Consider the following 18,793-nt stretch of genomic DNA (forward strand, 5'->3'; position numbering starts at 1 on the left):
ACCAAGAACTAGGAACCAAGAATCTGCCCCACGTGCCTCCACCTCCCATGAACCACCGCCTCCCCCTCCTCCAGCGCCTCCGCCGTCGCCTGCCCCTGCTGCTGCCCACCGTCCTGCTGACGCTCCTCTACCTCGCCGGAGCCGTCCACCTCGCCCTCCAGCAGTGCCGCCTCACCAGCCTGCTGTGCCTCGTCGCCGCAGCCGCTACCGTCGCTGTGAGCCGACGGCACACCGGCTCCGCATTCCCGCCCCCTTCCTGCCTGCCGTGGAAATCTTGAGCGCACCCTCTTGCCACCGCCCGCATCCCCCGCTTTCATCGCCGTCACATGATCACCGGTGAAATCCGCAGCAAAGTCGATGCCCTCTGGAATGCCTTCTGGACCGGCGGCATTTCCAATCCCCTGGAGGTCATCGAGCAGATCACCTACCTGCTCTTTTTGAAGCGTCTGGATGACCTCCACACCCTGGAGGAAAACAAAGCCGCCCGGCTGAAGCGGCCCCTCGAGCGCCGCATCTTCCCCGAGGGCGCGGATCCGAAAAAACGCCCCTACGACGACCTGCGCTGGAGCCGCTTCAAGCACTTCGAGGCCAAGGAAATGTTCGAGGTCGTCAATGACCACGTCTTCCCCTTCCTCCGCACCCTCGGTGGCGATGGCTCCACCTACGCGCACCACATGAAGGATGCGCGTTTCACCATCCCCACGCCCGCCCTGCTCACGAAGGTCGTCGATATGATCGACGCCGTCCCCATGGAGGACCGCGATACGAAGGGCGACCTCTACGAATACATGCTCGGCAAGATCGCCGCTGCCGGGCAGAACGGCCAGTTCCGCACCCCGCGCCACATCATCCAGCTCATGGTGGAAATGACCGCCCCCACGGCAAAGGACACGATTTGTGATCCCGCCAGCGGCACCTGCGGCTTTCTCGTCGCCGCTGGGGAGTATCTGCGGGAGCACCAGCCCGAGATCTTGCGTGATCCGCAGATGAAGCGGCACTTCCACGAGCAGGCCTTCCACGGCTACGACTTTGACAACACCATGCTCCGCATCGGCAGCATGAACATGCTCCTCCACGGCGTCGAGCAGCCAGACATCCGCTACCGGGATTCCCTCGGCCAGGACCACGCGGGCGAGGAGGAGAAATACACCCTCGTCCTCGCCAATCCGCCCTTCGCCGGCAGCCTCGATTACGAGAGCTGTGCCAAAGATTTGCAGCAGATGGTCAAAACCAAAAAGACCGAGCTGCTCTTCCTGGCCCTCATCCTCCGATTGTTAAAACCCGGCGGCCGCGCCGCTGTCATCGTGCCGGACGGCGTCCTCTTCGGCTCCTCCACCGCCCACAAGACCCTGCGACGCATGCTCGTCGAGGAGCAAAAGCTCGACGCCGTCATCTCCCTGCCCGGCGGCGTGTTCAAGCCCTATGCCGGCGTCTCCACCGCCATCCTGCTCTTCACCAAGACCAACTCCGGCGGCACCGACCACGTCTGGTTCTACGACGTCCAGGCCGACGGCCAGTCCCTCGACGACAAACGCACCGAACTCCTCCCCCCCGAAAAACTCGGCCCCGTCCCCCTTGCCCTCCGTAGCCTTGGCGAAGGAGGGAGCGCCAAACTCTCGCCTGAAGAGCACGCCAAAAACAACCTCCCTGACGTCCTCGCCCGCTGGCGCACTCTCCCCCAAATCATAAGTCATAAATCAGAAATCATAAATCCCTCCGCCGAAGCCCAGCGCCCAAGAACAGCCCAATCCTTCCTCGTCCCCAAAGCCGATCTCGCCGCCCAAAACTACGACCTCTCCCTGAACCGCTACAAAGAAGTCATCCACGAAGAAATCGCCCACCGCCCACCCGGCGAGATCCTCGCCCGCCTCGCCGAGCTGGAGAAAGACATCGCCCAGGGCATGAAGGAACTGGAGGGCATGCTGAGGTGAAGGACGAAATCCGAATGACGAAGGACGAATGGAAGAGCGTGGCGCTCGGTGAATTTGCCGAGTCCGTTGACTATGGCGTAACTGCATCTGCCACTGCACAGCCTCTTGGCCCCAAGTTTCTTCGCATCACGGACATTCAGGATGGCGCGGTGAATTGGGACAGCGTTCCGTGGTGCGAGTGCGATACACGCACAGCGACCGATGCTAAGCTCAGGGCGGGAGACATTGTCTTTGCGCGGACTGGTGCGACGACAGGGAAGAGCTTCTTGATTCGTGACTGCCCGACTGATGCAGTGTTCGCTTCCTACCTCATCCGCGTTCGTGTTGGCACTTCGGCAGAGCCGCGATTCGTCAGCCACTTTTTTCAAACTGAGAACTACTGGGCACAAGTCGCGAAAGGCGCACGAGGCGTCGCACAACCTGGCGTCAACGCGACGACACTGAAGGCTCTCCTAATCCCCCTGCCGCCGTTGGCGGAGCAGCGGCGGATCGCGGAGGTGCTGGACCGGGCGGAGGCCTTGCGGGCCAAGCGCCGCGCCGCCCTCGCCGAACTCGACTCCCTCACCCAATCCCTCTTCCTCGACCTCTTCGGCGATCCCGTGACAAATCCCAAGTGGCCAGAGGTCATGGTGAGCGACTTCGTCGCGGGATTTGAAAGCGGCAAAAGCATCGTGGCTGACGATGAGGACGACACTACGTCACCTTATCGCGTCTTGAAGGTGAGTGCCGTGACGTCACTCGAATTTCGCCCCGAACAGAGTAAAGCCATGCCGCCGGACTACAGCCCGCCGCCATCGCACTTCGTGCGCACAGGTGATCTGCTTTTTAGCCGAGCAAATACCGCCGAACTCATTGGCGCGACAGCTTATGTGGCGTCCACTCCAGCTAACTTGCTTCTTCCCGACAAGCTCTGGCGCTTTGTCTGGCACAAAACACCCAAGGCCGATCCCCACTTTGTTCGGTTTCTATTCCAGCAGCCCAAGTTCCGCCGAGAGATCAGGCAACGGGCCAGTGGCACGAGCGGTTCGATGAAAAACATCTCCCAAGAGAAAGTCCTCACGATCAAGGTCGGCCTCCCGCCCATCGCCCTCCAGCAAGAATTCGCCCGTCGGGTGGGGGCGGTGGAGACGCTGAAGGCGGCGCAGCGCACGGCGCTTGCAGAGCAGGACGCCCTCTTCGCCACCCTCCAGCACCGCGCCTTCAAAGGAGAGTTATGAGTGAAGCCATCAAGCGTTATGTGCTCGGTTACGACCCGGGTGGAGACGGCAATCACGGCATCGCCTTGTTAGAAGTCGCCGAACAAGATCAGCGATGGATGCCGGTCCAATTGTACGCGGAAGTGAGATCCACTGTCGCCGACGTCATTCATTTCGTGCATGAGCGCGTCGGTCAACGCGGGGTCATTGTTGCAAGTGGCATCGACACTTTGACCGCATGGAGCACGAAGACATCAGGATGGCGGCCGGCTGACGTGCGTCTGCGAAGCTACGAGGACTACGCTCCTGTCACCCATAGTGTGAAATCACCGAATGGACTGAGAGGCGCCATGAGCATCAATGGCGCAATCCTACTGCATTGGCTAAAAGGGCGCGACGATCACGGCGGTATCATCACTGAGTCACACCCCAAAGTGACCTTCTTTGCTCTGACCTGTCTCAACGGAGCCCCGTCCCTTCATCCGTGGGCTACTCGTGATCGGCGGGGGGTGCTTCGGGCATCGAAGCAGCAGGCTGATGATTTTCTGCGCGGCTGGCTCGGAATGGCTTCGCTCGCTGGTTTTGGTGAGGCCACAACAGATGATGGATTTGATGCCTGCATCGGCTGCGTCGCAGCCCTGAAAGGTCTCAACCGGGAATGGACCCACGATCTTCACCAGCCTGACGATCCGGAGGTGGTTCATCCCTTTGGTCAGACGCATTACTGGTGGCCGCATCCGCTCTAAGTCATGACAAGCAACTTCGTCGTCCTCCCATCCAAATCACCGGCATCGCAGCGCCGCCCTGGCGGAGCAGGATGCCCTCTTCGCCACCCTCCAGCACCGCGCCTTCCGGGGTGAGCTGTGAGGTGAATCGTTATAAGCCGGCTGGTTTGGTTATAACAAAGAGATTCAAGTTCAGCCTTGTTTCGTCAGAAAAATAAACCTATTTTTCTGACAGAATGGCCCGCCCACGTTCCAGCAACAACCTCGAAAACCAGATCCTCGCTCGTCTCCGAGCAGGAGCTGAGGGACGGGTGTTTGCCAGTGTGGAGTTTCTGGACTTGGGCAGCCGGGCGGCGGTGGATCAGGCGCTGGCCCGCCTTTGCCGTGCTGGTGAGGTGGAGCGGGCACGACGCGGCCTTTATCATCTGCCGGGGAAGACCCACTGGTTCGGCAAGCTGGGGGCCATGCCGGACGAGGTGGCGCAGGCCATCGCCCGCCGGGACGGGCTGCGCATCCAGGAAGGCGGTGCCTACGCGGCCAATCACATGCGCCTGACCGAGCAGGTGCCCGCCCGCATCATTTACGACACGGACGGCCCGTCCCGCAAAGTGAAGCTGGGCGGGAAGTCGGTGATCGAATTCAAGCACCGCTCTCCGCGCAAAATGGCCGGGGCTGGTCGTGTGACCGGCATGATGATCTCTGCTCTGGCGAACATCGGTCGGAAAAACATCACTACCGCACGGGTGGATCACCTGCGCCAGGAACTGAAGCCGGAGCACAAGCAGCAACTGTTGGCAGACATCGCCCTGGCACCTGCGTGGATGCACCCGCATCTGCGCCACATCGCTCAAGATAAGACAAACTCATGAAGACCTCCTTTGCCCAACTACCTGACGAGGAAAAACAGGCGACTTACTTCGCTACGGCGAAACGCACCAACGTGCTGCCCGTGATTGTGGAGAAGGACTTCTGGGTGTGCTGGCTGCTGGGGCACATCTTTGCGGCACCGAGCCTGGGGGATCATTGCGTGTTCAAGGGCGGCACCTCGCTCTCAAAGGTGTTTGCCGCTATCGACCGCTTTTCCGAAGACATCGACCTCGGGCTGACGCCCGCCTCGCTGGGCTGGAGTGAGGCGGATCTGGATGACGCCCCAAACGTGAGCCAGCGGCGGAAACGCATGGAGAAGATGATGGCGGACTGTGCGGAGGCCGTGCGCACGCGTTTCCAGCCGGAACTGGAAGCCGCCATTCAGGCCGTTTTGGGTGCGCCGACCGCCGGAGCCACTTGGCTGGCCTACACGGATGATGTGGCGGCGCATTCGCCCGTGCTGCGGTTTCATTACCCCAGCATCGTCCCGGCAGGCACGGACTACATCGAGCGAGCGGTGAAGATCGAGTTCGGCTCCCTCACGGACCAGCGGCCCACGGGCACGCACCAGATCACTCCACTGATCGCAGCGCTGGGACCAGGGGCGTTCACGGATTTCCAGGCGGAGGTGGTGGCGCTGGAGATCGAGCGCACGTTTTGGGAGAAAGCCACGATCCTGCACGCGGAGCATCATCGCCCAGCAGAGCAGGCGTTTCGGGATCGCTTCGCCCGGCACTACGCAGACTTCGCCGCGCTGTGGCGGCATCCGCGCGGCCCGGAAGCCGCCGCCCGGCTGGACCTGCTGGAGCGCGTGCGCCTGCACAAAAGCCGTTACTTTGCCTCAAGCTGGGCGCACTACGAAACCGCCGTGCCCGGCACCCTGCGTCTGTTGCCGCCCGAATCCCGCCTTGGCGAGCTGCGCCGCGACTACCAGGCCATGGAGCCGATGTTTTTGTCCACGCCGCTGAAGTTTGACGAAGTGCTCGCCATTTTGCGGGAGGCGGAGCAAAGTCTGAACGCCGCATGACCTCCCACTTCACCTTCCTCGCCGCTGAATGGCCAGCCCTGCATGAGGCGACGGTGAAAGCGGAGCAGATGGCGCACCCGGACCCACGGGCGGCGTGCTTTTATGCCCGGCGGGCGCTGGAGATGGCGGTGGGGTGGCTTTACAAGCATGATTCGGCCCTCACGCTGCCCTACCAGGAAAACCTGAGTGCGCTGATCCATGAGCCGGGCTTTCGCAAGGCGGTGGGGGATGCGGTTTTCTACAAAACGAATGCCATCAAGGACCTGGGGAATCTGGCGGTGCATAGCAGCAAGCCGGTGCGCCCCTACGATGCGCTGATGGCGGTGAAGGAGCTGTTTCACGTCTGCTTCTGGCTGGCGCGGCATTACTCACGCGGCGCGAAGCCGGTGGACGGTGTCTTCAATCCCGAGCTGCTGCCAAAGTCCGCCCCGCTGCCGCCGCAGACACTGGATCAGCTCCAAAAGCTGGAGACTCAGCTCCGCGAGAAGGACGAGAACCTCAAAACACTGCTCTCGGACAAATCCGAACTGGACGCCGAGCTGGTGAAGCTCCGCGCCGAGATCGCCGAGGCGAAAAAGGCGAATGCGGCGCAGCCGGACACGCATGACTACTCGGAGGCGGAGACGCGGGATTATTACATCGACCTGCTACTGAAGGAAGCAGGCTGGCCGCTGGATCAGGAGCGGGATCGCGAGTTCCCGGTGACAGGCATGCCGAACGCGCCGGGCACGGGTTTCGTCGATTACGTCCAGTGGGGCGATGACGGCAAGCCGCTGGGTATTCTCGAAGCGAAGCGCACCCGCAAGAGTCCGAAGATCGGCCAGCAGCAGGCGAAGTTATATGCCGACTGTCTGGAGAAGATGTTCGGCCAGCGCCCTGTCATCTTCCTGAGCAACGGCTACGAGCACTGGATCTGGGATGACGTGAACTACCCGCCGCGCGAGGTGCAGGGCTTTTACAAGAAGGACGAGCTGGAGCTCATGATTCAGCGCCGCAGCACGCGGAAGAAGCTGGCCGAGGCACCGATCAACAAGGTGACGGTAGAGCGCTACTACCACGAGCGGGCCATCCGCCGCGTGGGCGAGACCTTTGAAGTGGATCACCAGCGGAAGTCCCTGCTCGTGATGGCCACAGGCTCCGGCAAAACGCGCCTCGTCATCGCCCTGAGCGAGCTGCTGATGCAGTGCAACTGGGCCAAGCGCGTGCTCTTCCTGGCCGACCGCGTGGCGCTGGTGAACCAGGCGGTGAATGCCTTCAAAAAGTTCCTGCCCGATGCCACGCCGGTGAATCTGGTGACGGAAAAGAACGCGCAGGGTCGCGTCTATGTGAGCACCTACCCGACGATGATGCGCCTCATCGACGAAACGAAGGACGGCCAGCGCCGCTTCGGTCCAGGGCACTTTGATCTCGTCATCATCGACGAAGCGCACCGCTCCGTTTACCAGAAGTATGGTGCGATTTTCCGCTACTTTGACTCCCTGCTCGTGGGCCTGACCGCAACACCGCGCGAAGAGATCGACCGCGATACCTACAGCCTCTTCGAACTCGAAACCGGTGTGCCGACGGATGCCTACACGCTGGATCAAGCCGTGAGCGATGGCTTCCTGGTGCCGCCGCGCTCCGTCTCCGTGCCCCTGCGCATCCAGCGCAGCGGCCTGCGCTATGACGAACTGACCGAAGAAGAGAAAGCGCAGTGGGATGAACTCGAATGGAACGAGGAGGGAGACATTCCCGACCGTGTCGAGGCGGAGGCGATCAACAAATGGCTCTTCAATCAAGACACCGTGGATAAGGTGCTGGAGCACCTGATGACCCACGGCCAGAAAGTGGCTGGCGGTGACCGCCTGGGCAAAACGATCATCTTTGCCAAGAACCAGGACCACGCGGAATACATCGCCGAGCGCTTCGACGCGAACTACCCGCACCTCAAAGGCAGCTTTGCCCGCGTGATCCATTGCGACCTGCCGTATGCACAGAGTTTGATCGACGACTTCTCCATCGCGGCCAAAGCGCCGCACATCGCCATCTCGGTGGACATGCTCGATACGGGCATCGATGTGCCGGAGGTGGTGAACCTCGTCTTCTTCAAGATGGTGCGCTCGAAGACCAAGTTTTGGCAGATGATCGGCCGCGGCACCCGCCTGTGCCCTAACCTCTTCGGCCCGGACCTGCACAAGCAGTTCTTCTTTGTCTTCGACTACTGCCAGAACCTGGAGTTCTTCCGCCTGAACCCACCGGAGACCGGCGGATCGAATAGCGACTCGCTCTCCAAACGGCTCTTTGCGCGCAGACTGGAGCTGATGGGCCATCTGGATGCTTTGCCCGCTGCTGAAAATGTGGTCCAAGAGCAGTCCAATCCTCTGAAAGCACTGCGTCAGGACATCGCCGTGCTTTTGCAGACCGAAGTGGCCGCGATGAACGAGGAGAACTTCATCGTGCGACCACAGCGCCGGGTGATCGAAATCTATCGCAAGCCCGAAGCCTGGCTGACGCTCGATGGAGCCGCCCTGCACGAGCTTTCCCACAACGTCGCCGGCCTGCCGACCGAGCTTCCCGCCGAAGACGAGGAGGCGAAGCGCTTCGACCTGCTGTTGCTCAATCTCCAGCTCACCCGCGTGCGAGCCGAGCCCGGCTTTGCCCGCCTGCAACAGCAGCTCAAAGACATCGCCGGCCTGCTGGAAGAGAAACAGGCAATCCCGATGGTGAAGGAAGTCATGCCCCTCATCCAAGAACTCCAAACCGATGAGTGGTGGCAGGACGTGACCCTGCCCATGCTGGAGCAAGTGCGCAAAAAGCTGCGGGCACTCATCAGGTTGATCGACAAACAGGCCCGCAAGCCGGTATACACGAACTTTGAGGATGAGATGGGAGAAGTGGCGGAGATCGAGCTGCCCGGCTTCACCTCGGCGGACAACTTCGACCGCTTCCGCGCCAAGGCCCGGCACTTTCTCAAGCAGCACGAGGACCACATCGCCATCCACAAACTGCGCACCAACGAAGCTCTCACGAAAACCGACCTTGCCGAGCTGGAGCGCATTCTCATCGAAAGCGGCATCGGCACGCCCGGTGACATCGAGAAAGCCAAGATCGAGAGCGGTGGTTTGGGGCTGTTTATCCGTTCCTTGGTGGGATTGAGCCGGGAAGTCGCCAAACAAGCACTCGGACAGCTAACGGAAGGCAAATCCCTGACGGCCAACCAAATCGAGTTCGTGAACCTGATCGTGGATCATTTGACCGAGCACGGAGCGATGAAGCCCGATCTTCTCTACGAGTCGCCCTTCATCGACATCAATCCGCAGGGGCCGGATGGCGTTTTCGATTCGTCCCAAGTCGATCAGCTTATCGGTGTTCTTAGCGTTATCCATGCACGCGCGGCGGCGTGAATGGTCACCCAGCGCCAAATGGCAGGAGTGGGCATTGGGTGCGATAGTGGAGGTTCATATTCGCCTCAAACATTCACTTCCCCACCGCGAGGCGCTGAGCGAACTTCATCGGCAATCCGGCTGCAAGGATGGCAGACTGGGTGGCGGAGACGTCGTAGGCGACCCTGCGCCACCAGACGTCCTGACGGTCGCGGCGGTAGATGAGGTAGCAGGCACGCTCGTCCTTGTCGCGTGGCTGGCCGACAGAGCCGACGTTGATGACCTGCTTCCGGTCCGGGCGGATGGATTCGAGGCTGGTGATGTCGAGCGCCCGATCCTCGCCTTCGACGAACATGGCAGGCCGGTGGGAGTGGCCGATGAAGCAGATCCTCTGCTGCTGGTGACGGAAGTGCCAGGCGGCGGCGGAGGCTTCGAGGATGTAGTCCCAATTCTGGGGTTGCGGCATAGAGGCATGCACGGCCTCACAATCACTGCCCTGCCACGTCAGCGGCAGTGCCCCCAGCCAGGCGCGGTGCTCCGGGCTGAGCCGCGCACGCGTCCAGCGGATGCCCTCACGCGTCTCGGGCGACACATTGGGCGGATCATCCTCAGAGGCGACATAGGCATCGTGGTTGCCCTGTAGGATGCTCAGAAAGCCCCGTGCCCGAAGCCGCTCGATGCATTCCGCCGGCTGGGCGCCATAGCCCACGACATCGCCAAGGCAGAGAAGCTCGCGGATGCCCTGGCTCTCGATGTCCGCCAGCACGGCCTCCAGCGCCGGCAGGTTGGCATGAATGTCACTGATGATGGCGATGGACTCACTCATGGTGCGCAGTCATAAGCTTCCGGTCGGCAAGGGTTGCAACTGAATCCACGGTCAGAGGGCGGAGTTTGGCCAGCGTTTCACGCACTTCCTGCCAGAACGCCTGCTCGGCCTGGGTGGGTGGCGGAGGTAGCGCATCAAGCCCGACTTGCGGGCGAAACGCGTCAGCGCGTCGGTTTCATCGTCGCTTGAAGTTGGCGCACTGCTTCCAGTGTCATAGGTCCCTGCGTCCGCAATGCTTCGCGCCGTCCGCCGGAGAAGTCCGGAACTACCACCTTGGGAGGAGTGGGCTTTGTTGAGGGCGTCTTTTCCATCGACGTAATAGTCGCTCAAAAGAGTTGATTTGACAACGGCTTTGCTCCCCATCGCGAGGGCGGGTTCTTTGTAGTTCGCAGCGAGTTGCCAGAGGGTTTTGGCGTCGGGTTTTTCGTCGCCGAAAAGGGAGATTTTGCGGGGGGGGCGGCGGCGTCGAGGGCTTTGGCGTAGCGGTCGAGGGCGTCGAAGAAGCGCAGGAGGGATTCTTGCAGCGGGGTGGCCGGTTTCCATCCTTCTTCCTGGGTGAAGGGGCGCACGAAGGCGGTTTCGATGCTTTCCCCGCGCTTGCGGGAGCGGAAAAAGTCGTTCCCAAAACGCACGGTGAGCGGGTCCTCCAGACGAAAGAGACGCAACTGTCGGGCCGACTGCGGCTCCGGGAAAGTCGCAGTCGTGTGTTCATTTATGTATGCCGTGGTCATGGGGCTATTCAGTCCGCCTCCCTCACGACCAGTCTGTCGAGTCGCTCCTCGACCTCACCCGCCAAGATATCGAGCAGGTCATGCTGTTCGTCCTCTGACAGCAGCGCCAGTAGGCTGTCCAGCAGCGTGGTGGTGGATCGGATGAATTCACGGGCGTTTCGATTCATGATGGAGGGAATCATACCCCAAGGGGTGGGACAAAGGCAGGGGGGGGCAGGAGCGCCGCTACCGCCTAAAACAGAAACTTTTCGGCGTGCCCCGTAACTCTACGCTGAGGCTCTGCGCCTGACCAGTTGCTGTAAAACGCTCTCCATCTAAACAATGCCCGCGTCCTTCATGGATTGGATCATCCATGTGTTGTTCCATTCCACGGCCTTGTGGATCATCTCCTTCTCATAGGCGTTGCGAGAGCTGAAGGTCACCGATGGTTTGCCGAACAATTCGTCGAAATAGAAATACGGCCGCAATTCCACCGGAACCTCCTGCCACATCGGCCACTCCAGCAGACGGGGATCGGGCTGGAAATCCTTGTCGGGCTTGTTCTGTCTTTCCCAGACACCGTAGATGTCCAGCATGTCCGGTTTGGACCGGCAGCTTTCGTCCGTCATGCCAATCGTTCCATCCTCCAGTCGGCGCAAAAATGGCCAGAACTCGCGCGGGTAGGGTTTGAGTTCATCATCGCTGAGCACGGGTTCAGGCAGTTCGATGTTCTTCGCGCGTTGGGCTTTGCAGCGCTCGATGAACTTCAAAAGAATGTACTTCCCATGCTCGCCTTCAAGCCAGGCGTTGATGGTCGAGCTCCATCCCGGGGGGACGTGCTCTCCAAAGGCAAGTGATCCCATGTTGATGCCAAGCCAAAAGAAGCGCCCGCCCACTTCTTTGACCAGCGGAATCATTCCCGGGACTTGGTAATTGTTCGCTGGAACCGGTTCCATGCGCCAGATGCGGCGAATGTTGCGGGTGACGATGTGGTCGCGGCGTCGGCGGTAGTCCGCCGTGATTTTTTCGAGCCAGAAGCATCCTTCCGTAATGGGTCCGTGATCATGACCGGGTGGAGCCACGCAATCAAGATGAGCATAAACACGGCTACCGTCCGGCAACTGAAGCGGCGTCTGCCCGTGAGGATCAAAGTGCTGGAGCACATTCGATCCATCGGGGTTTGGTGTGCACAGCCAGAGTTGACGCATCGAGGTGCCGAAGTCCGGTTTGCGCCGCCGGATCCGGAACATGACTCGCGGAAGGTTCGGATTGTCCCGCAACAGATGAAGCAATGCATCGTAGTGGCCTGCATTGACCATGTCGACGATCAACGACTGTGTCAGAGTGGTGGGCAATCCCATGGCTTCATACTTTTTCAGAAGCGGCAGATTTTCGTCCGCGAGCACGTGGTGCAGAAATGTCGTGGTCCATCCGCCTTGGGCGTTGCCTTTGTGAAACAAGGGGATCTCCCAGAATTCAGCCAGCGGCACAAGCGGCGCTATCGACTGCTTTACCCAATCAAGATCCTCCTGCCGGTAGCCGATGAGGGGATGGCCTGCCGGAATGAGCGGCCCTTCCTTTTTGAAATCCTCTGACTTGTAATTCCGCCCGCCCCCGAAACATGCCCCGTGCTCCAGAAGTCGGTCCACCAAATCCCAGTGGTTGCCCTGCATGGCATGCATGAGCGGTTTGTGCCTGCCCTCGCATTCCAGGCCCTGTGCATTCGCGCCATGCGCGAGCAGCAGGTCGATCATCTCCCACGCTTGCGCGTTATCCTTCACCCGTCCCAACGCATGAATCGCAAAAGACAGTGCGCTGAACCAGTCGTTGTAACTTCTCTCAAGATTCCAGCAGGGAATGTTCGGGGAGGCCCCGCGCTCCAGCAGGATGCGCATGGCGGCCGGATGATGACACCGCACGGCCGCTTCCAGCAGCACGTCCAGCAACCGGGTGCTGTGCTGGGAGAGTTGCCGCGCGAAACGTTCCTGCTCCGGGTAGCTGATTCTTGACACGTGCCCATCGGCAGAAAAATCGCGGTGGGCCAGAACGAGTTCCAGGACATCGAGACGGTTCGAGTCAATCGCATTGGCCCCGATCTCAGCGGCAGATACAGCGTCCAGCGAAGCGTCCGGAAGCTTTCGCCGAATCTCCGAGACCACATCGAATACAGTCGGCGCAGAGGCACCGCTGAGTTGATCGCCAATCAGGAGGTCGAGGGACTCTGGGCTGGCCGCCCGGCGCATGTGTCTGGCAAGGCCGGCCAGAAAGCGCCCGCGCGCGAAGGCGGAAAGTTCCGGCCAGAGGATGGCGGGCAGACGCCGCATCAGCAGGGATCCCACCGTCCATGCACGCTCTTCGAGCAGGGGCAGGATTTTCAATATTCGCTCCCTTGCGAGGTTGTCTGCCGCCGCTTCGAGTTGCCCCCATATTGTCTCACCTTCCAAATGGTCCCTGATCCCGCCGTAACGCAGCGCAAAGCCGTAGTGCATCCAGTCCACGATTCCCTGAGGACGCTTGATTCCTGTCAGAGCAAGCGCCTCGATGCATTCGTCAACGATCCGTGTTTTTTCTGGAGTGCCCATGTTATTTTCCATGTGTCCACACTACTCTATGGGGTGGGACAATAGCAGGGGGATGTCTTCGCTTTTTTGACTGCCTGAAGATCGCCAAGGGCTCGGCTTCTGAGTTCGAGGAATAGCAACCGCGGCCGTTCATTCGCCCGCCCACTCCTTGACTGTCTGCTTCTTGGGACTGCAGGAGATGACGGACGGGATTTCCACCGATTCGTTTCCCTTCAACGCTTTGTCTCCCTTGGCTAGGGAGATTGTGTTCACGCTCTTGACGCCCGCGAGCGTCTTGGAACCCTCAAGCACCGCAAGGTCATCGCGATAATAATCAAACCATGGCAGACCTGCCTTTTCGTATTCCCGTGCTGTGACGGGCGTCTGCGGCGGGTTCTCACCGGTGATTTCACGCCACAGCAGGGCGTCACACAAATGCACGAAGCAACGGCTGCTCTGCTCCATGTCCCAGTCCTCAGGAGCATAAGGATCTTCAAAGATCTGCTGCCGCATCCGACCTCCGGCACCGAGCCCCATCTCGGCTTTCTCGCAGGCCATGCTCATCGAGTAGCAAATCCCATGCTCCCGCCTCCGAATAGGGATGAGATCATCCAAAATGTCGGCCATCCGCTTCGGCAGCCTTGGACGCAGCTTGGACTCAAAATACTTGCGGGCCTTCATCGGGATCGCCTGAAGCTGCACGCCACCAAACTCAGCTTTGCCGGAAAGCTGCTCCTCCACAGAATACCCGGCCCCGAGCGGCATCGCCACAAACTGCCTGATCACGCCTTTCTCCACGGCGAACCCATCCAACCAGCGCTGCCCGGGCGTCACCACGTAATCCTGCGGTTTGCGGTTGAGCCCCTCCTTCCAAGGCTCGCCGCTCACTGCGTTGATCTTCCCCGCGGCGATTTTGATCGCAAAAGGATACCCGCCCCTGAAGTTCAACCAGAGCGCCTCAGCCTGGTACATTGGCATCACCACACCGCCGCGCTCCAACCACTTCTTGGGAACCCCGTCCGCAAAGTCATCCACGTGCCGCAGAGGAAAACGGCCAAGCCCAGGAGGGAGGTAATGGGTCCTGCCATCGTCGGGAATGCGCAAGGTGCGCTGAAACTCAATCTCCACACGGCCCGCCTTGTTGTAGCCATAGGACTCCGTCTCACGCAGCACGCACTTACGCAGCTGCTTTTCAATATCCTCATTGCTCAGTGCGCAGACCACGCTGCGAACTTTCTCCTGATAGTCGGGCGAGCTGCCGAAAGCGCGTCTGGCTGACAGGAACTCTTCGATCACCTTCTCGCGGTCTTCCGCAAAGAAGGATGGCAGAATGGCGGTCACATGCGCATTGAGCAAACCCTCGACTTCGGCAGCGATGGAGGGAAACGAAAAGCGAAGTGAGTCTTCGTGGATTTCAATCATGGGGTTGGGTGGTGTTGGGTTGGAGTGTTCACCAGGTTCCATCCCGCACCTCGCGCACGAGACGGAGGACGGCATGGTCTGGCAGGTTCTTGAGTTGCCGGATGAGGTCGGCAAAAAGGCGGGGGCGTGAGCGGATGATCGCCAGCAGGTCGGAGGACACCTTGCCCGCGAGGGCGAGCAGCACATCGGGGTCCTCGGCGAGCTCGACAGCCAGTTGCCGGATCACCCCCTCCCCAGGCGGCGGCTGTTCATCTCGTTCGATCTTGCTGAGGTAGGAAGGTTCGATGCCCACCCGCTCGGCGACCTTGCGCAGGGAGAACTCGCGGTCACTGGCGGCTTTGGACTCTCGGGACTCACGAAGAAACTGGCCAAAGGAAAGCGGCTTGGGCATGTGTGTAGTATGTGCTACACACTCACCCCAAGTCAATGCGATTCTTTTCGGCTCGTTGACTCCCCGCGCAGGACATGCCCCGCCTGCGCTACCGTGCTCCCAAATCTCCCTCCCGCCTCGAAGAACGCTTCCTAATGCTCTGGAAGCACGTCAGCGGGCCGGAACTGGTGAGAGAATACCGCTTCCATCACGAGCGGCGTTGCAGGGCCGATTTTGCGCATTTGGAGGCTCTTGTGCTGATTGAGATCGAGGGCGGCATCTGGGCAACGGCCGCCAAAACCAGTGCGGCCGGGTTCAATGCCAACCTGGAAAAATGCTTGGATGCCGTATTGCCTGGCTGGCGCGTCTTCCTCCTCAGACCGGACCGGAACACGAGAAAGAACGTGAAGCGGCTTGCCCGCTGATCGCCGGTGAGAAAACTGAAGGTTAGGAGATCCAACGATGTTTGCGAGAAAGTGGAAAGCACAAATTCGCGTTTGAATGGAATTCGCGTGGTGGGGTCCATGCCCAAGGACACGGACAATCACGGGAATAGATTTCCTTTTTAAAAATCGGAGTAGATGAAGCGAGATTCGCGCAAACATGAACATCCGCGGACATCCGTCTAATGGTTGCAGAAGTTGCTTGAGCTAATCATTGGGTCCTTACTAAAATGCCGCCATGCCCAATTCGATTTTGAAATTCCAGATCGGTCCCGTTCAAGAGTTCATCGCCCAGGCACGAAGCACGCGTGATCTGTGGAGCGGCAGTTATCTTTTGAGCTGGCTGGTGGCGGCAGGGATCAAAGCTCTCCCAAAAGACGCCAGGCTCATTTTCCCTGCTCGCCAACGCCAGCCGCTGCTTGCTCAATCCCTCGATCCCGGCGCTGATGGCATTCTGATTCCCAACTTGCCAAACATCTTCATCGCATGGATTCCAGGTAACGCAGTCGATGCGGCAAAGGAGATCGAGAAAGCCATCCGTCGCGAATGGCAGACCATTGCAGATGCCGTCTGGAATCAGCGCGAAAAAGTCGGCCTGCCGGAATCCATGTGTAGACGACGCTTTCAAGCCCAGGTGGATCGCCACTTGTCCGTCTCCTGGCAAATCACTGAACTCATGGGCGATTACGCCGACGCCTATAAGCACAACGGCTGGCACCTCGACGCCGTGCGCCAGACCCGGGATTTCAAAGCGTGGGACTCGGCATTAAGTGCTGACGACAAATCGCTCATGGCCGAGAAAGACAGCCTCAGCGGCAGAGAGGAGGCTCTGGTTCTAGGCGATAACATCAAAGGCGAGTGGAACTTCCTTTTCAAACACCCGGATTACCTCGGAGCTATCGCCATCATCAAGCGTATCTGGCATCTGGCTTATCTCAAAGAAACGCATCACCTCAGAACAGGCTCCAGAGAATTTGAAATCCGCTCCATCCCAGCCATTGCCGCCCGCAGAACCGAATTAGACGACAACGCCCCCGCCCAAGAGAAGCAAGCAGGAGAAAAATACATCGCCGCCATTGCCTTCGATGGCGATTCGATTGGCAAGTGGGTGAATGGCGAATTCCTGCCAAGCGACAAAAGCCTCGAAGATCACCACAGTGATTTTAGCGCCGCGCTCTCTGATTTCGCCATGAACCGAGTTCGCCCCATCGTCGAAGCACTCGTGCCCGGCAGAGATGAGTGCGGACGCCCAGCCCAGGTGCCCCTCGGCCAGCTTATCTATGCGGGGGGGGATGATGTCCTATGTCTTGTGCCCGCCGACACCGCGCTAGAGGTGGCCGGAGCACTGCGCGCGGCTTTTTGCAACGCCACCGATAACACACCATCCACCGTCAAAAAGCCCGATGCCTCCGCCGGCATCGCCGTCGCCCACATTCACTCGCCCTTGCAGGATCTGATACGTGAAGCACAGCGCGCCGAAAAGCGCGCGAAGAACGATGGCCCGCGTCCCGCGGTCTCTGTCACCTTGATGAAGCGCAGTGGAGAAATCTCCCACTGGACTGCTCAGTGGGACAAGGGAGGCCTCGCGCTCTATCAGGCCATCGCCGCGCTCCTAAAGCCTGATGGCCTCAGAGGCAGATTCCCTCACCGTGTCTGCCAGCTTCTTTCGCCCTACCTCACACAGACCACGGGCCTTTCGAAGCAGGAAGACGCCATTGATGCTGCTGCGACCAAAGACCTCATCCTTCGCGAGTTCACCCACGCTGCCATTCAGCAGGGTTCCAAGGAGCTCTCCCGCGGGTTAAAGGAACCGCTTCAAACCTACCTGAACCACGTTCAGCCACAGGAGCCTCAGACACTCCTGAACGCCGTCATCAACCTCTGCACCACCGTCGCTTTTGCCGACCGCACCAAACCTGCTGAAAAGCAACCCGCCTCCCCCGCATGAACACGCTCCTGCTTCAGCCCACCGATGTTCTTTTCTTCCGCGATGGCCGCCCGATGGGCGGCAGCCTGAGCGGTCATGCCGCCGCCTGGCCACTCCCTACTGTCACGAATGCCGCCGTCCATGCTGCCTTGCACCGTGCCGACCTCGAAAAAAAACTCGGCGGCAAGTTGCATGGCCACGATCACCACCGTCGCAATGGCGAACGCATTACCGATGTGCGCAAATTCGGCTCCCTCATCACCGCAGGCCCCTATCCCGTGCTGTCCGGTGGCAGGACGTGGCTGTTCCCGCGCCCGCTCGATGCAGGGCTGGACAAGGGCGGGAACGACTGCGCCGCAGCTACGCTGCTCCCTCTTGCCAAAGGCTTTAGCGCCGACCAGTCCAGCCTCCCGGAGCCTCTTCGCTACGCTTTGGCCAATGAAAACGGTCCCACCAAAAAAGCTCCATCCACGTGGTGGAACGCCGCCGCATGGGAAAACTACCTCGGAACCTCCACCAACAATGCCGCGCCCGAGTTTCACGAGGACGCCGACTTCGCCGACACTGAGTTCAGCTACGGTATCGGCATGAATACCGACACCGGCACCCAGGACGGCGAGCGCTTTTACTCAGCCCATTACCTCCGTCTTAAACCTGATGCGCGCCTCGGCCTCCTTGCCGAAGCCCGGGACAAAATTAACAGCGACCCCAACGACAAGCGCGACCTCATTCCTGTACTGTTCCCCAATTCTGGAACCCGGACTCCGGTTATCGTCGGCGGTCAGCAGCGTCTCTGCACCGTTGAGGCGTATCATCGATCCGCCGTGCCCCTGCCCAAGGGCAAATGCGGCGGCTTCAAAGGCCAAGATCCTGAAGGAAAGGACATCTGGCTGGTGAAGTGGGCGCTGCTGAGTCCGGCCATTTTTCCGGCCATTCAGGCAGATCCCTCCAAAGGAATCACCGCACACCCTGGCGGCTGGCTGCCGAATTGGATCTGCCAGCAAAATGGTGCGGTTCTGCTGAAAGCAGGCGACACGTCCCGGCGCGAGCGGGAAAGCCGCGAAGCTTGGCGGCAGCGTGTCCGATCCGAGCCAGTCATACCTGCCACCCTCGTCGGTGCTGTGGTTGGCAAACCTGTCCCCGTCACTGGCTACGCGCTGCCGAACAACACAGACCCTGACCGGACCGAGGGCGGACCCAAGCCCACCCACCTCGCCGTTGGCGCAGGCAGTGTCTATTACTTCACCTGCGATAGCGAGGACGCCGCTGCCAAGCTCGCCGGCGCCCTGAACTGGCATGGCAAGGATGACTTTAACACCATCCGCAACCGCCGCTCCACTCTCTTTGGCGAAAAAGGCTTCGGTCTCGGCGTCTGCGGCACCTGGCAGTTCCACTCCGGTAACCTTCCTACTACCTGATATCCTTC

16 protein-coding genes are annotated in these 18,793 nt (G+C 60.2%); 10 read left to right on the forward strand and 6 right to left on the reverse strand.

What is annotated here, in order from left to right; translation table 11 throughout:
- Positions 1–47 precede the first annotated feature (47 nt).
- The 7 genes from ACILSE_RS17855 (at position 48) to ACILSE_RS17885 (ending at position 9,129) form a co-directional block, all read left to right on the forward strand.
- Positions 48–278: a hypothetical protein gene (locus tag ACILSE_RS17855; RefSeq protein ID WP_395718785.1), complete on the forward strand. Its 231-nt coding sequence runs from the start codon at positions 48–50 to the stop codon at positions 276–278.
- A gap of 48 nt (positions 279–326) precedes the next feature.
- Positions 327–1,931 (forward strand): N-6 DNA methylase, encoded by a 1,605-nt coding sequence (locus ACILSE_RS17860; RefSeq protein WP_395718786.1) that lies wholly within the window; start codon positions 327–329, stop codon positions 1,929–1,931.
- Positions 1,932–1,945: 14 nt separating this feature from the next.
- Positions 1,946–3,148, forward strand: a complete 1,203-nt coding sequence (locus ACILSE_RS17865) for a restriction endonuclease subunit S (protein ID WP_395718787.1) — start codon at positions 1,946–1,948, stop codon at positions 3,146–3,148.
- Entirely contained in the window at positions 3,145–3,873 is a 729-nt protein-coding gene (locus tag ACILSE_RS17870) for a hypothetical protein (RefSeq protein WP_395718788.1), read from the forward strand. The genes ACILSE_RS17865 and ACILSE_RS17870 overlap by 4 nt, the downstream gene beginning before the upstream one ends.
- A gap of 215 nt (positions 3,874–4,088) precedes the next feature.
- A complete protein-coding gene (locus ACILSE_RS17875) occupies positions 4,089–4,721 on the forward strand; it encodes a DUF6088 family protein (RefSeq protein ID WP_395718789.1) in 633 nt (210 codons plus the stop codon).
- Entirely contained in the window at positions 4,718–5,746 is a 1,029-nt protein-coding gene (locus ACILSE_RS17880; protein ID WP_395718790.1) for a nucleotidyl transferase AbiEii/AbiGii toxin family protein, read from the forward strand. Before ACILSE_RS17875 ends, ACILSE_RS17880 begins: the two co-directional genes overlap by 4 nt.
- Entirely contained in the window at positions 5,743–9,129 is a 3,387-nt protein-coding gene (locus ACILSE_RS17885; protein WP_395718791.1) for a DEAD/DEAH box helicase family protein, read from the forward strand. The genes ACILSE_RS17880 and ACILSE_RS17885 overlap by 4 nt, the downstream gene beginning before the upstream one ends.
- Before the next feature lie 73 nt (positions 9,130–9,202).
- Here the strand turns inward: ACILSE_RS17885 and ACILSE_RS17890 are convergent, their stop codons facing one another.
- The 6 genes from ACILSE_RS17890 to ACILSE_RS17915 all read right to left on the reverse strand — a co-directional run bounded on the left by ACILSE_RS17890 (position 9,203) and on the right by ACILSE_RS17915 (position 15,018).
- Complete coding sequence (locus tag ACILSE_RS17890; RefSeq protein ID WP_395718792.1) at positions 9,203–9,934, reverse strand: metallophosphoesterase family protein; 732 nt, start codon at positions 9,932–9,934, stop codon at positions 9,203–9,205.
- 326 nt (positions 9,935–10,260) lie between these two features.
- Positions 10,261–10,665, reverse strand: a complete 405-nt coding sequence (locus tag ACILSE_RS17895; RefSeq protein WP_395718793.1) for a hypothetical protein — start codon at positions 10,663–10,665, stop codon at positions 10,261–10,263.
- A gap of 8 nt (positions 10,666–10,673) precedes the next feature.
- Positions 10,674–10,832 (reverse strand): hypothetical protein, encoded by a 159-nt coding sequence (locus ACILSE_RS17900; RefSeq protein ID WP_395718794.1) that lies wholly within the window; start codon positions 10,830–10,832, stop codon positions 10,674–10,676.
- A 147-nt stretch (positions 10,833–10,979) separates the two neighbouring features.
- Positions 10,980–13,238: an ankyrin repeat domain-containing protein gene (locus ACILSE_RS17905; RefSeq protein ID WP_395718795.1), complete on the reverse strand. Its 2,259-nt coding sequence runs from the start codon at positions 13,236–13,238 to the stop codon at positions 10,980–10,982.
- A 117-nt stretch (positions 13,239–13,355) separates the two neighbouring features.
- The gene (locus tag ACILSE_RS17910) at positions 13,356–14,627 is read right to left on the reverse strand and encodes a hypothetical protein (RefSeq protein WP_395718796.1); all 1,272 of its coding nucleotides are present in this window, start codon (positions 14,625–14,627) and stop codon (positions 13,356–13,358) included.
- 28 nt (positions 14,628–14,655) lie between these two features.
- Complete coding sequence (locus ACILSE_RS17915; protein WP_395718797.1) at positions 14,656–15,018, reverse strand: helix-turn-helix transcriptional regulator; 363 nt, start codon at positions 15,016–15,018, stop codon at positions 14,656–14,658.
- 74 nt (positions 15,019–15,092) lie between these two features.
- Here ACILSE_RS17915 and ACILSE_RS17920 point away from each other — a divergent pair, with 74 nt between their 5' ends.
- The 3 genes from ACILSE_RS17920 to ACILSE_RS17930 all read left to right on the forward strand — a co-directional run bounded on the left by ACILSE_RS17920 (position 15,093) and on the right by ACILSE_RS17930 (position 18,785).
- Entirely contained in the window at positions 15,093–15,422 is a 330-nt protein-coding gene (locus ACILSE_RS17920; RefSeq protein WP_395718798.1) for a hypothetical protein, read from the forward strand.
- A 256-nt stretch (positions 15,423–15,678) separates the two neighbouring features.
- Positions 15,679–17,388, forward strand: coding sequence for a type III-B CRISPR-associated protein Cas10/Cmr2 (gene cas10 / locus ACILSE_RS17925; RefSeq protein WP_395718799.1), 1,710 nt, complete (start codon positions 15,679–15,681; stop codon positions 17,386–17,388).
- The gene (locus ACILSE_RS17930; protein WP_395718800.1) at positions 17,385–18,785 is read left to right on the forward strand and encodes a type III-B CRISPR module-associated Cmr3 family protein; all 1,401 of its coding nucleotides are present in this window, start codon (positions 17,385–17,387) and stop codon (positions 18,783–18,785) included. The genes cas10 and ACILSE_RS17930 overlap by 4 nt, the downstream gene beginning before the upstream one ends.
- Positions 18,786–18,793 lie beyond the last annotated feature (8 nt).

It is taken from the genome of Prosthecobacter sp., from assembly GCF_044236155.1.
Taxonomy (GTDB): domain Bacteria; phylum Verrucomicrobiota; class Verrucomicrobiia; order Verrucomicrobiales; family Verrucomicrobiaceae; genus Prosthecobacter.

Bases quoted from the DNA above. Each gene is read 5' to 3' on its own strand.
- ACILSE_RS17905 (WP_395718795.1), bottom strand. From the start codon at position 13,238: ATGGAAAATAACATGGGCACTCCAGAAAAAACACGGATCGTTGACGAA.
- ACILSE_RS17895 (WP_395718793.1), bottom strand. From the start codon at position 10,665: ATGACCACGGCATACATAAATGAACACACGACTGCGACTTTCCCGGAG.
- ACILSE_RS17890 (WP_395718792.1), bottom strand. From the start codon at position 9,934: ATGAGTGAGTCCATCGCCATCATCAGTGACATTCATGCCAACCTGCCG.
- ACILSE_RS17920 (WP_395718798.1), top strand. From the start codon at position 15,093: ATGCCCCGCCTGCGCTACCGTGCTCCCAAATCTCCCTCCCGCCTCGAA.
- cas10 (WP_395718799.1), top strand. From the start codon at position 15,679: ATGCCCAATTCGATTTTGAAATTCCAGATCGGTCCCGTTCAAGAGTTC.
- ACILSE_RS17910 (WP_395718796.1), bottom strand. From the start codon at position 14,627: ATGATTGAAATCCACGAAGACTCACTTCGCTTTTCGTTTCCCTCCATC.
- ACILSE_RS17855 (WP_395718785.1), top strand. From the start codon at position 48: ATGAACCACCGCCTCCCCCTCCTCCAGCGCCTCCGCCGTCGCCTGCCC.
- ACILSE_RS17870 (WP_395718788.1), top strand. From the start codon at position 3,145: ATGAGTGAAGCCATCAAGCGTTATGTGCTCGGTTACGACCCGGGTGGA.
- ACILSE_RS17885 (WP_395718791.1), top strand. From the start codon at position 5,743: ATGACCTCCCACTTCACCTTCCTCGCCGCTGAATGGCCAGCCCTGCAT.
- ACILSE_RS17930 (WP_395718800.1), top strand. From the start codon at position 17,385: ATGAACACGCTCCTGCTTCAGCCCACCGATGTTCTTTTCTTCCGCGAT.
- ACILSE_RS17880 (WP_395718790.1), top strand. From the start codon at position 4,718: ATGAAGACCTCCTTTGCCCAACTACCTGACGAGGAAAAACAGGCGACT.
- ACILSE_RS17875 (WP_395718789.1), top strand. From the start codon at position 4,089: ATGGCCCGCCCACGTTCCAGCAACAACCTCGAAAACCAGATCCTCGCT.
- ACILSE_RS17865 (WP_395718787.1), top strand. From the start codon at position 1,946: ATGACGAAGGACGAATGGAAGAGCGTGGCGCTCGGTGAATTTGCCGAG.
- ACILSE_RS17915 (WP_395718797.1), bottom strand. From the start codon at position 15,018: ATGCCCAAGCCGCTTTCCTTTGGCCAGTTTCTTCGTGAGTCCCGAGAG.
- ACILSE_RS17900 (WP_395718794.1), bottom strand. From the start codon at position 10,832: ATGAATCGAAACGCCCGTGAATTCATCCGATCCACCACCACGCTGCTG.
- ACILSE_RS17860 (WP_395718786.1), top strand. From the start codon at position 327: ATGATCACCGGTGAAATCCGCAGCAAAGTCGATGCCCTCTGGAATGCC.